The sequence below is a fragment of the Streptomyces sp. ISL-12 genome, from assembly GCF_018614415.1.
Classification (GTDB): domain Bacteria; phylum Actinomycetota; class Actinomycetes; order Streptomycetales; family Streptomycetaceae; genus Streptomyces.
This window is the reverse complement of sequence record NZ_JAGGOO010000177.1, coordinates 1-11,605: the sequence shown is the minus strand read 5'-3', so window position 1 is coordinate 11,605 and position 11,605 is coordinate 1. Positions and strand designations below refer to the sequence as shown.

7 protein-coding genes and 2 pseudogenes are annotated in these 11,605 nt (G+C 74.2%); 4 read left to right on the top strand and 5 right to left on the bottom strand.

From position 1 onward, the window contains the following. Positions 1 to 450: pseudogene (locus J7I94_RS35885) on the bottom strand (hypothetical protein); the annotation flags it as partial. Between the two features lie 173 nt (positions 451 to 623). On the opposite strand from J7I94_RS35885, the gene J7I94_RS35880 reads away from it, so the two are divergent. Both J7I94_RS35880 and J7I94_RS35875 read left to right on the top strand, forming a co-directional pair. Continuing rightward, positions 624 to 3,245: a helicase-associated domain-containing protein gene (locus tag J7I94_RS35880; protein WP_215174237.1), complete on the top strand. Its 2,622-nt coding sequence runs from the start codon at positions 624 to 626 to the stop codon at positions 3,243 to 3,245. 409 nt (positions 3,246 to 3,654) lie between these two features. Next, positions 3,655 to 3,906, top strand: coding sequence for a hypothetical protein (locus tag J7I94_RS35875; RefSeq protein WP_215174235.1), 252 nt, complete (start codon positions 3,655 to 3,657; stop codon positions 3,904 to 3,906). On the opposite strand, the gene istB is transcribed toward J7I94_RS35875, so the two are convergent. Continuing rightward, the gene (gene istB / locus J7I94_RS35870; RefSeq protein ID WP_215174241.1) at positions 3,884 to 5,140 is read right to left on the bottom strand and encodes an IS21-like element helper ATPase IstB; all 1,257 of its coding nucleotides are present in this window, start codon (positions 5,138 to 5,140) and stop codon (positions 3,884 to 3,886) included. The genes J7I94_RS35875 and istB overlap by 23 nt on opposite strands. Positions 5,141 to 5,390: 250 nt before the next feature. Here istB and J7I94_RS35865 point away from each other — a divergent pair, with 250 nt between their 5' ends. Next, positions 5,391 to 7,034, top strand: a complete 1,644-nt coding sequence (locus tag J7I94_RS35865) for a DNA repair helicase XPB (RefSeq protein ID WP_215174233.1) — start codon at positions 5,391 to 5,393, stop codon at positions 7,032 to 7,034. A gap of 31 nt (positions 7,035 to 7,065) precedes the next feature. On the opposite strand, the gene J7I94_RS35860 is transcribed toward J7I94_RS35865, so the two are convergent. After that, on the bottom strand, positions 7,066 to 7,257 hold the full coding sequence (locus J7I94_RS35860; RefSeq protein WP_215174231.1) for a hypothetical protein: 192 nt from the start codon (positions 7,255 to 7,257) through the stop codon (positions 7,066 to 7,068). Positions 7,258 to 7,580: 323 nt separating this feature from the next. Here J7I94_RS35860 and J7I94_RS35855 point away from each other — a divergent pair, with 323 nt between their 5' ends. Beyond that, positions 7,581 to 9,659, top strand: a complete 2,079-nt coding sequence (locus tag J7I94_RS35855) for an AAA family ATPase (RefSeq protein ID WP_374198488.1) — start codon at positions 7,581 to 7,583, stop codon at positions 9,657 to 9,659. 185 nt (positions 9,660 to 9,844) lie between these two features. Here J7I94_RS35855 and J7I94_RS35850 read toward each other — a convergent pair whose 3' ends face one another. Then, positions 9,845 to 10,543, bottom strand: coding sequence for a copper homeostasis protein CutC (locus J7I94_RS35850; protein ID WP_215174229.1), 699 nt, complete (start codon positions 10,541 to 10,543; stop codon positions 9,845 to 9,847). A gap of 114 nt (positions 10,544 to 10,657) precedes the next feature. Further along, positions 10,658 to 11,367, bottom strand: a pseudogene (locus J7I94_RS35845) (maleylpyruvate isomerase family mycothiol-dependent enzyme). Between the last annotated feature and the right edge of the window lie 238 nt (positions 11,368 to 11,605).

Sequence of the window (11,605 nt, the reverse complement as noted above, 5' to 3'; positions counted from 1 at the left end):
CGGCGGGGCGGCGGGGCGGGGGCGCGGGACCACCCGGCGCAGGCCCTTCGGGCGCTCCTTGGGGACCTGCTCGGGGCTCTGCTTGGGGCTCTGCCTGGGGCCCTGCCTGGGGCTCCGCTTGGGACGCTCCTTGAGGCGCTCCCTGGGTCGCTCCTCGCGCGGGGTCTCGCCGTCCGGCTGGACGGGCACGGCGGGCGGCGGTTCCCAGGACGCGGTCCGGTGGTCGCCGCCGGCCGCCTCGACCACCTCGTCGGGGCTGCCGAGCCGGTCCAGGATGCGGCGGACGGCCGCCGGGGAGTCGACGACGGTCCGGGACCGGCGCTTGTCGATCTCGTTGCGCAGCTCGGCGACGAGACGCATGCGCGTGGCCGACGGCAACTGCTGCTGCTGAGCCACGTCCCCGACGCGGCTCAGATACTCGTAGACGACCTGGTCGCTCTCGATCCCCACAACCCCTCCGGGGCGGTGCGTTGGTGATACCCCGTCGGTCGACCGTACCCGTTGTCGCGGTGCGAAATCGCCCCCACCGGCGGCGAAACCCCCGGGAACGGGACGGGACGCGCCCCGGGCGGGCGTCCGGGAACGGCTCGGCGGGCCGGGGGCGACCCGCTACCGTGGGGCGGATGAGCACCGAGGAGAAGCCCGCTCCACCCCGGTCCCTCGCGGAGGCCCTTCGCGGCAGGGACGACGCTTCCCTGGCCGCCCTCCTGCGCAGCCGCCCCGACCTCGTCACCCCCGTCCCCACCGATCTCACCCAGCTCGCCACCCGGGCGGGCACCCGTGCCTCGGTGGTGCGGGCGCTGGAGCGGCTGGACCGGTTCACGCTGCAGACGGCCGAGGCGCTGGCCGTGGCGGCCGATCCGGCGACGTACGAGGAGCTGTCCGGGCTGATGGCCGGGGACGACGGTGACCCCGGCGTCGCCGCCGCGCTGCCGCGCGCGCTGGCCGTGCTGCGGGAGCAGGCGCTGGTGTGGGGCGGTGACGACCGGCTGCGGCTGGTGCGTACCGCCCGGGAACTGCTGGTGCCCTCGCCGCAGCATCCGTCGCCGACCGGGCTGGGGCCGACGGTGCGGGAGGCCACGGCGGGAATGTCGCCGGGGCGGTTGCAGGAGATCCTCGGCGCCGTCGGACTGCCCTCGACGCACGATCCAGTGTCCGCGGTGGACGCGCTGACCGGGCTGTTCACCGACCGGGACGCGATGGCGGCGCTGCTCGCCGGTGCCCCGGCGGAGTCCGTCCAGGTGCTGGAGCGGCTGGTGTGGGGGCCGCCGTACGGGCAGGTCACCCATGACCCGGCGCCCCATCTGCGCTGGCTCCTCGACCGGGGTCTGCTGCTGCCGACCGCGCCGGGCACCGTCGTGCTGCCCCGCGAGGTCGCCCTGCGGCTGCGGTCCGGGCGGGCGCACCGCACGCCCGAGCCGCTGCCGCCGCCGGTGACGCCCGCCGCCACGTACCGTCCGCAGGTGGTGGACGGCGCCGCCGCCGGGCAGGCGCTGGCGGCGCTCGCCACCGTCGAGGAACTGCTGAAGGACTGGGACGAGGGCGGCCCGGCCGTGCTGCGGGCGGGCGGGCTGAGCGTGCGCGACCTGAAGCGGACGGCGGTCGCCCTGGACGTCCCCGAGCCGGTCGCCGCCTTCTGGATCGAACTGGCCTACGCGGCCGGGCTGCTGGCCTCCGACGGCGAGGCCGACGAGCGGTACGCGGCGACCCCGGCCTACGACGAGTGGCGGGAGCTGCCTCCGGCCGAGCGCTGGGCGCGGCTGGCCGAGGCGTGGCTGCTCGCGACCCGCACCAGCGGCCTGGTCGGCAGCCGGGACGCCAAGGACCGCGCCCTGTCGGCGCTGGGCGCGGGGCTCGACCGGTCGGCGGCGCCGGAGGTACGGCACCGGGTGCTGGCGCTGCTGGCCCGGTTGCCCGAGGGGGCCGCGCCGGACCCGGAGTCGGTGCTGGCCCGGCTGCGCTGGGAGCGTCCGCTGCGGGGGCCGCGGCGGGACGAACGGGCCGAGCGGACCGAGGGTTCCACGGAGGACCTGCGGGCCCGGCTCGCCCGGTGGACGCTGGCCGAGGCGGAGCTGCTGGGGGTGACCGGGCGGGGGGCGCTGGCGGGGCCGGGGCGGGCGCTGATCGGAGTACCCGCGCCCGAGTCTCAGCCGCAGCCGCACGCGCACTCGCAGTCGCAGTCGCAGTCGCGTGCGCAGGAGAGCGGTGACGGCGGGCCCGGTGACAAGCTTCCCGTCCATCACCTCCAGCACCGCACGCCGCCCCCGCCCGAGCCGCTGCCGCCCACCGAGCAGGCCGCCGCGACGGCCGCCGCCGCCCGGGTGCTCGCGCCGCTGCTGCCCGAGCCGCTGGACCACGTCCTGCTCCAGGCCGACCTGACGGCGGTGGCGCCCGGCCCGCTGCGACGGCCGCTCGCCGAACTGCTCGACGTGGTCGCGGACGTGGAGTCCAAGGGCGGGGCGACCGTCTACCGGTTCACGCCCGGTTCGGTGCGCCGGGCCCTGGACGCCGGACGGACCGCCGCCGACCTGCACTCCTTCCTCGCGCGGTACTCCCGCACGCCGGTGCCGCAGCCGCTGACGTACCTGATCGACGACGTGGCCCGCCGGCACGGGCGGCTGCGGGTCGGGGCGGCCTCCGCGTACGTCCGCTGCGACGACGACGCGACGCTGGACGAGATCCTCGCCGACAAACGGGCCGCGAACCTCGGGCTGCGGCGCCTGGCGCCGACCGTGCTGGCCGCGCGGACCGACCCGGCGGGGCTGCTGGAGGGGCTGCGCGCGATGGGGTTCGCGCCGGCCGCCGAGTCCGCCGGGGGCGATGTGCTGATCGCCCGCGCCGACGCCCGCCGCACCCCGCCGCGCACGGCGCCCGAGCCGGTCCCGGAGGGGCCGCCGGTGCCGGACGACGCGCTGCTGACGGCCGCGATCCGGGCCATCCGGGCCGGTGACCTGGCCGCCACCGCGCCGCGCAAGCCGGACGCCGGTACGACGCCGGCCGGCGGGGAGCCGCCCCGTACCGGTTCCGCCGAGACGCTGGCCACCGTGCAGGCGGCCGTGCTGACCGGCGAGGCGGTGTGGATCGGGTACGTGAACGCCGAGGGCGCCGCCAGTCAGCGGGTGATCGCCCCGGTGCGGGTGGAGGGCGGGTTCGTGACGGCGTACGACCACACCGCGGACGAGGTCCGCACCTTCGCGCTGCACCGGATCACGGGGGTCGCCGAACTCGCCGACGACGCGGGGTGACTCCCTCCCGTTTTACGCGGCCGGGCGTCCGGCCCCGTCTTTTTGCGCACGTTCGGGTGTACGCGGCGGTTCATGCGCGCAACGCCGGGGTTTTCCCACCCCGGAGGGAGCTTTTTTCATAAACCGCATCGGGCGGTTCCGGCTCGGGCAGCCACCGGGTGTCCTGAACCAGACCGAAAGGAAGTCCCGATGGGTGCCGTTCGTCGTATCGCCGCCGTCCTGACCACCACCGCCGCGCTCCTCACCGCGTTCGCCGCCGAGGCCGCCGCGATCGGTATCGATCTGGGCGGCGGGCTCACCCTCTGACCCGTCCCGTCCCTCCCTCCGCGGGCCGGTCCCACCCCTGGGCCGGCCCGCTCACCGCGCTCCGTACTCGACCCCGTCCGCTCCCGTGAAAGGCCGGAAGTCCATGGGTTCCAAGCTCCCCGTCTCCGTCCGTTCCACCGTCTCCGTCCGTTCCACCGTCTCCGTCCGTTCCGCCGTCGCCGTCTCCCTCTCCGCCCTGGTCACCGCCGCCGCATTGATCGCCGCGCTGGTCCCCGAGGCCGCCGCACTGCCGCTCCCGCTGGCGGGCACGGGCGGCCAGACGCTGGCCAACGGGGAGCTGATCTCCGTGGAGGGGCCGCTGGTGAACACCATCAATCTGTCCACGCTGCGGTAGCGCGGCGGGTGCGGTAGCTCTCCCCTTCGAGGCGCACCAGCTCGGCGTGGTGGACCAGGCGGTCCACCATCGCCGGGACGGACGGGCCGCCGAAGACCTCGTCCCAGCGGGCGGGCGGACGGTCCCCGGTCACGATCAGCGAGCCGCGTTCGTAGCGGTGGGCGACGAGCCGGAAGAAGAGGGACGTGGTCGCCGGGTCGAAGGGGGTGTAGCCGACCTCGTCGACGATCAGCAGGGGGTAGGCGTCGAGGGCGGTCAGTTCCTCGGTGAGCCGGCCGGCCGTGCGGGCCTCGGTGAGCCGGGCGGCCCACTCGGCGGCGGTCGCGAACAGCACCCGGTGCCCGGCCTGGCAGGCGCGCACCCCGAGCCCGACGGCCAGATGCGTCTTGCCGGTGCCGGGCGGGCCGGCGAACACCACGTTCTGCCGGGCGGTGACGAAGTCCAGCTTGCCGAGCCGGGCCACGGTCTCCCGGTCGAAGGCGAGGGGGTGGCTCTCGTCGAAGTCCTCCAGCAGCTTGCGCCCCGGGAAACCGGCCTCCCCGATCCGGTCCTCGGCCCCGGCCGCCGCACGCGCGGGCGGCACCTCGGCGGCCTGCCGCTGGGCCGGGAAGGGGGCGGGAACGGGAGCGGGTACGGGAGCGGGAGCCGGGGGCGCGGAGATCTGGGCGATGTGCGTTTCGGGCGACGGCGTGTCCGCCGGGGTCCGCTCCTGCCGCCGTTCGGTCAGGTGCGCGCGTTCCGCCTGCCGGGTCATCGGGCCCGACATGTACGCCAGGATCGCCGCCGAGACGATGAACGCCATGTGGATGACCGTGCCCCACAGCAGCGCGTGCCGGGAGGTGTGGTGGACGTCCACGAACATCTGGAGAAGGTGGACGGAGGAAATGCCCACGATGGCGGTGGCCAGTTTCACCTTCAGCACATTGGAATTGACGTGCGACAGCCATTCCGGCTGGTCCCGGTGGCCCTGGAGGCCGATACGCGAGACGAAGGTCTCGTAACCGCCGACGATGACCATGATCAACAGGTTGGCGATCATGACGACGTCGACCAGCTTGAGCACGGCGAGCATGACGTACGTCTCGGTGGCCTGCCCGCTCACGCAGCGCAGGAGTAAGGCCCACAGTTCGTTGAAGAACTTGTAGACGTACACGCCCTGCGCGGCGACCAGGCCGAAATACAGGGGAGCCTGTAGCCAGCGGGTGGCGAAAAGGGCGTAGCCGAGCGTCGGCATCGGGGTGTTCTGCACAGGGGGCACGGTCGCTTATTTTCCTGGGCCGTCCGGGGCAAGGGGAATTCACACCACACGTTGGAATGAAAAGACATTCAGTAGGACGGGACGCCCGCCCGACCCCGTGAACCCGTGGCCGCCCCCTCCGCCCGTCCCGCCGGCCCCTCGCACACCCGGGCCGATCAGGCACACTGGACGTTTGGCCGATCCGTTCCGTCGCCGTCGGCCGTACGCGCGCGAAAGGGTGCCGCCCGTGAATGGTCCACTCATCGTCCAGTCCGACAAGACTCTGCTCCTGGAAGTCGACCACGAGCTGGCCGGCGACTGCCGTCGTGCCATCGCCCCCTTCGCCGAACTGGAGCGGGCCCCGGAGCACATCCACACCTACCGGGTGACGCCGCTGGGCCTGTGGAACGCGCGGGCGGCGGGCCACGACGCCGAGCAGGTCGTCGACGCCCTGGTCGAGTACAGCCGCTACCCGGTGCCGCACGCGCTGCTCGTGGACATCGCCGAGACGATGGACCGCTACGGGCGCCTCACCCTGTCCAAGCACCCGGCGCACGGGCTGGTGCTGACCACCACCGACCGGCCGGTCCTGGAGGAGGTGCTGAAGTCGAAGCGGATCGCCCCGCTGGTCGGCGCCCGCATCGACCCCGACACGGTCGCCGTGCACCCCTCCGAGCGCGGGCAGATCAAGCAGACGCTGCTGAAGCTGGGCTGGCCCGCCGAGGACCTCGCCGGGTACGTCGACGGCGAGGCGCACCCGATCGAGCTGGCCGAGGACGGCTGGGCGCTGCGCCCGTACCAGAAGCAGGCGGTGGAGAACTTCTGGCACGGCGGCAGCGGGGTCGTGGTGCTGCCGTGCGGCGCGGGGAAGACGCTGGTCGGCGCCGGTTCGATGGCGCAGGCGAAGTCGACCACGCTGATCCTGGTCACCAACACGGTCTCCGCCCGGCAGTGGAAGCACGAGCTGGTCAAGCGCACCTCGCTGACCGAGGACGAGATCGGCGAGTACAGCGGGACGAAGAAGGAGATCCGGCCGGTCACCATCGCCACGTACCAGGTGCTGACGACCCGGCGGAAGGGCGTCTACCCGCACCTGGAGCTGTTCGACTCCCGGGACTGGGGGCTGATCGTCTACGACGAGGTGCACCTGCTGCCGGCGCCGGTCTTCAAGTTCACCGCGGACCTCCAGGCGCGGCGCCGCCTCGGCCTGACCGCGACCCTCGTCCGCGAGGACGGCCGCGAGTCGGACGTGTTCTCCCTCATCGGGCCGAAGCGGTTCGACGCCCCGTGGAAGGAGATCGAGGCGCAGGGGTACATCGCGCCCGCCGACTGCGTGGAGGTACGGGTCAACCTGACCGAGTCGGAGCGGCTGGCGTACGCGACCGCCGAGACGGAGGAGAAGTACCGCTTCTGCGCCACCACGGCCACCAAGCGGAAGGTGACCGAGGCGATCGTGCGCCGGTTCGCCGGGCAGCAGATCCTGGTCATCGGTCAGTACATCGACCAGCTGGACGAGCTGGGCGAGCACCTGGGCGCCCCGGTGATCAAGGGCGAGACGTCGAACGCGCAGCGGGAGAAGCTGTTCGAGGCGTTCCGGCAGGGCGAGATCAACGTCCTGGTGGTGTCGAAGGTCGCGAACTTCTCCATCGACCTGCCGGAGGCGACGGTCGCCGTGCAGGTGTCGGGGACGTTCGGGTCGCGGCAGGAGGAGGCGCAGCGGCTGGGCCGGGTGCTCCGCCCGAAGGCCGACGGCCATCAGGCCCACTTCTACTCGGTGGTCGCCCGCGACACCCTCGACCAGGACTTCGCCGCCCACCGGCAGCGGTTCCTGGCGGAACAGGGGTACGCGTACCGGATCATGGACGCGGACGAGCTGCTGGCGGGGGAGTGAGGAGAGGGCGCCGCCCGAAGAAGGCCGGCGCTCACCGCCGGCGGCGGACGCCCGCCTCCTCGTCGTCGTACGCGCCGAGGATCACGACGTCGAAGGCGGCGCCCGCGAAGGTCCTGGCGGCGCGCAGGGCGTAGGTCAGGCGGTGGACGGCGGCCGGGTGCGGGGCAGCGGACGTGCGGCCCGGTGCCGGGACTGTCGTCGGGGAGATGGTTGCTGCGCTCATGTACCCATGGTGCGGTGGTGGGCCGCCGGTGGCATCGGCCCTCCGGCCGAACCCCGCCGCCCGTCGCCTCCACCCTGCGACCCACCCGTCTCCTCCTCCCGTACGTCTGCGGGAGGACCCGGCCCCTCCGGGGCGCAGGGGGTCTCTCTCAGGGGCGGTCCCTCAGGGGCGATCCCCCTGGGGCGCGGGAAATCCGTTGGCCCCCGACCTGAGCGCTCCTCTACAATCTCCGCTCTTCCCGCCTCCCTCACGGAGCGCCGCCGTCCGGACGGAAACCGGTCGGCATCCGCACTCACCACCCCAGGTCCGCCGGAGGCACCCCCTTGTCCACGCCCGTCCACGACGACCCTCTGTCCGACCCTCTCTCCGGCCCCCTGACCGGTCCCCTCGCCCGGGAGCGCGCCCACCTGGCCGCGTCCCGTGCGGCCCTGCGCGCCATGCGGGCCGACGTCGAGTCCCTCGACATCAGCGACGTCACCGCGAACTGGGTCAACGCCGCCGTCCTGGAACGGCAGATCGAGGACCGCGTCAAGGCCCTGGCCGACCTCAGCGACACCCCGCTGTTCTTCGGCCGGCTCGACTACGCGCACGCGCCGGGGGCGGAGCGGGCCGAGGGGGCGGAAGGGGAGCGCTTCTACATCGGGCGGCGGCACGTCCACGACGCGGACGGCGACCCGATGGTCATCGACTGGCGGGCGCCCGTCTCGCAGCCGTTCTACCAGGCATCCAAGAAGGACCCGAAGGACGTCGAACTGCGCCGACGGTTCGGTTACACCGGCGGCGAGATCACCGCGTACGAGGACGAGCGGCTGACCGACCCGGCCGAGGCGGCGGCCACCAGCAAGCTGCTCCAGCGGGAGATCGAGCGGCCCCGCGTCGGTCCGATGCGGGACATCGTCGCCACCATCCAGCCCGAGCAGGACGAGATCGTGCGCGCCGGACTGTCCGGCTCGGTCTGCGTGCAGGGCGGTCCCGGCACCGGGAAGACCGCCGTCGGCCTGCACCGGGTGGCGTACCTGCTGTACGCGCACCGCGAGCGGCTCGCCCGCACCGGCACCCTCGTCATCGGGCCGAACAGGTCCTTCCTGCACTACATCGAGCAGGTGCTGCCCGCGCTCGGCGAGCTGACCGTCCGGCAGGCCACCGTCGACGACCTGGTGGCCCACGTCGAGGTGCGCGGCACCGACGAGGCGGCGACGGCGGTGGTCAAGGGCGACGCGCGGATGGCGGAGGTGCTGCGCCGGGCGCTGTACTCGCACGTCTCGATGCCCGTCGAGCCGGTCGTCGTCGTGCGCGGCTCGCGGCGCTGGCGGGTGGCGGCGTACGAAGTGGAGGAGCTGGTACGGGAGTTGCTGGACCGGGACATCCGGTACGGGGCGGCCCGCGAGGCCCTGCCGCAGCGCATCGCGCACGCCGTGCTGGTGCAGATGGAGCGGGCCGGCGAGGCGCCGGACGACCGGGTGCAGAACGCGGTGGCGCGGAACGCGGCGGTCAAGGCGTGCGTGAAGGCGGTGTGGCCGGCCGTGGACCCGGCGAAGCTGGTGCTGCGGCTGCTGTCGGAGCCGGAGTTCCTCGCCGAACACGCCGAGGGGCTGCTCACGGAGGACGAGCAGAAGGCGGTGCTGTGGGCGAAGCCGGCCCGGTCGGTGAAGACCGCCACGTGGTCGGCGGCGGACGCGGTGCTGATCGACGAGGCGGTGGATCTGATCGAGCGCACGCACTCCCTCGGGCACGTCGTCCTGGACGAGGCGCAGGACCTCTCCCCCATGCAGTACCGGGCGGTGGGCCGGCGCTGCACCACCGGTTCCGCGACCGTCCTCGGCGACCTGGCGCAGGGCACCACGCCGTGGGCGACCCGGAGCTGGCGGGAGGCGCTGGCCCACCTGGGCAAGGAGGGGGCGGTGGTGGAGGAGCTGACGGCCGGTTTCCGGGTGCCGACGGACGTGATCGCGTACGCCTCACGGCTGCTGCCGCACATCGCGCCGGGGCTGACGCCGGTGGCGTCGGTCCGGGAGAACCCCGGCCTCTTCGAGATCCGGGACGCCGGCGGTACGGCCGACGTGGTGGCGGCCTGCCGCGAGCTGCTGCGCCGGGAGGGGTCGGTCGGGCTCATCGCCGGCGACGTACGGGTCCCCGAGCTGGCGCGGGAGCTGGCGGAGGCGGGCCTCGGGCATCTCGCGCCGGGCGAGGAGACCACGGAGGGCGCCCGGCTGACCCTGGTCCCGGCCTCGCTGGCCAAGGGCCTGGAGTACGACTACGTGGTCCTCGACGAGCCACGGGCGGTGGTGGACGGGGAGCCGGACGAGCGGACGGGGCTGCGGCGGCTGTACGTGTGCCTCACGCGGGCGGTGTCGGGGCTGATCGTGACGCATACGGGTCCGCTGCCGCGGCAGTTGACGTGACCGTCGGCAACAGTGGCCCGGCGTCGCGCCGGACCGGGGGTGGGTGGCGCGGCCCGGCGCTGACGGGGTGCCGCCGCGCCCACCCTCCCCCACCCTCGGCCTCGCTCGAGCGGGGGGACCCCCATCGTCCCTGGGGGTACCTCCCAGGCCGTTCAGGCACTGGGGGAGGCACGACTGCCCGCGGATCACGCCCCCAGTACCGCCCGCCACTGAGCGACCGCCTCCGCCGAGACCGGCCCGTCCCACCCGGAGGGCCGGGCCGCCCCGCCGATGTGGAAGCCGTCGATCCCGGCGTCGAGCAGCCGCGGCACGTGGTCCAGCCGCAGCCCGCCCCCGACCAGGAGCTGCTGCTCGTAGCCGGGCTCGCCCTGCCGCCGCGCCTCGGCGACCAGCACGTCCCGTCCCTCGTCGACCCCGCCGGCCGCCCCGGCCGTCAGATACGTGTCCAGGCCGGGGAAGTCCGCGAGCCGCTTGCGCAGGGCGGCCCGGTCGGCGGCCCGGTCGATGGCGCGGTGGAACGTCCACCGGCACCCTTCGAGGACCGCCGCCAGCCGCTCCACCGCCGCCAGGTCCACGTCCCCGTCCGCGTCGAGGAACCCCAGCACGAACTGGTCGGCCCCCGCCTCCCGCAGTTCCCCCGCGACCCGCACCAGCCGCGCCACGTCCTCGGCGGACCCGGCGGCGAAGCCGTCCGCGAGCCGCAGCATCACGCGTACGTCGATGTCGACGGCGGCGCGGACCGCGGCGACGGTCGCGGCCGACGGGGTGAGTCCGTCGGCCGCCATGTCGGTGACCAGTTCGAGGCGGTCCGCGCCTCCGGCCCGGGCGGCGACCGCGTCCTCGACGTCGAGGGCGATCACCTCCAGGACTGCACGCTTGCTCATGGGGCCCCATTCGTCGGCGTCCACCGGCGTCCACCGGCGCGGCTACAGGTCTAGTCCAATCACCGGACAGATTAGCGCCCCGAGCCCGCGCGCCCCCGGCGCACGCCGCTCACCTCACCCGAAGATGACCAGTTCCCGCTCCTCCACCCCGGCCAGTTCATAGGCCGCGCCGTCGACCGGCCGTCCCGCGTAGAGCCGTACGAGGGTCGCCGCGTCGCCGATGAAACGCCCCGGCGGGCGCGCGCCGCTCGCCTCCCCCAGCTTCAGCGGCTCGTCCGCGTCGTCCAGGTCGGCGTGGAGCGGCACATGGCCGACAGCGGCGGTGACCGAGGCGAGCAGCGCCAGGGCGTACGGCAGCCCGCGCCCGGCGTACGCCCCCGGCTCCCCGAGGGCGACGCGCACGTCACCCGCGTGCACCCTCCCCCACTGCCTTAAAGGCGTGGGGGGACCCCCACCCCCAACGCGATCTTGTCCAGCGCCCCGCCGGCCCGCGCGATCACCGGCCCGGCGTCCGTCATGCCGCGCTCCAGCTCGTCGACGATCCGGACGGACGGCCACTCGGCCCGCTCCGCGATGTCCCGCTCGTTCGACTCGGGCGAGAAGACGCCCTTCTCGAAACGGTTCTCCACCACCCGGGCCAGCGCGGCCGAGCAGTGCGCCAGCACGTCCCGCACGCTCCAGCCGGGACACGCCGCCACCGGCAGCCCCCAGTCCTCGTCGGCCCGGGACCGCAGCAGCGGCACCAGCGCGTCCCGCTCGACGGCCAGCAGCCGGCCGGGCAGCTCGGGGTCGCGTACGTCCTGCACGTCAGCAGGTGTCGTCATGACGTCAACGCTAGGGCCTGTCGTTTGGATCACGCCGCAGACGCGGGGTCTGGCACGCGCATCTGCGGCGTTGTCGTCACTCGCCGACTCCCCCACGCTCGGCTGCGCTCGCGCGGGGGGACCCCCATCGCGTCGACTCCCTCCTCCGCCTTGCAGCTGCACGCACCAGACCCCGCTCACCGGCATGGACAAGTCCCGCCGATGTCCTGCGTCCTGATCCAAACGACAGGCCCTAGGT

What these genes read in the sequence shown, in the direction of transcription:
- istB (WP_215174241.1), bottom strand. Translation starts at nt 5,140, where the DNA reads ATGCCGACGCTCGGCTACGCCCTTTTCGCCACCCGCTGGCTACAGGCT.
- J7I94_RS35850 (WP_215174229.1), bottom strand. Translation starts at nt 10,543, where the DNA reads ATGAGCAAGCGTGCAGTCCTGGAGGTGATCGCCCTCGACGTCGAGGAC.
- J7I94_RS35875 (WP_215174235.1), top strand. Translation starts at nt 3,655, where the DNA reads ATGGGTTCCAAGCTCCCCGTCTCCGTCCGTTCCACCGTCTCCGTCCGT.
- J7I94_RS35860 (WP_215174231.1), bottom strand. Translation starts at nt 7,257, where the DNA reads ATGAGCGCAGCAACCATCTCCCCGACGACAGTCCCGGCACCGGGCCGC.
- J7I94_RS35880 (WP_215174237.1), top strand. Translation starts at nt 624, where the DNA reads ATGAGCACCGAGGAGAAGCCCGCTCCACCCCGGTCCCTCGCGGAGGCC.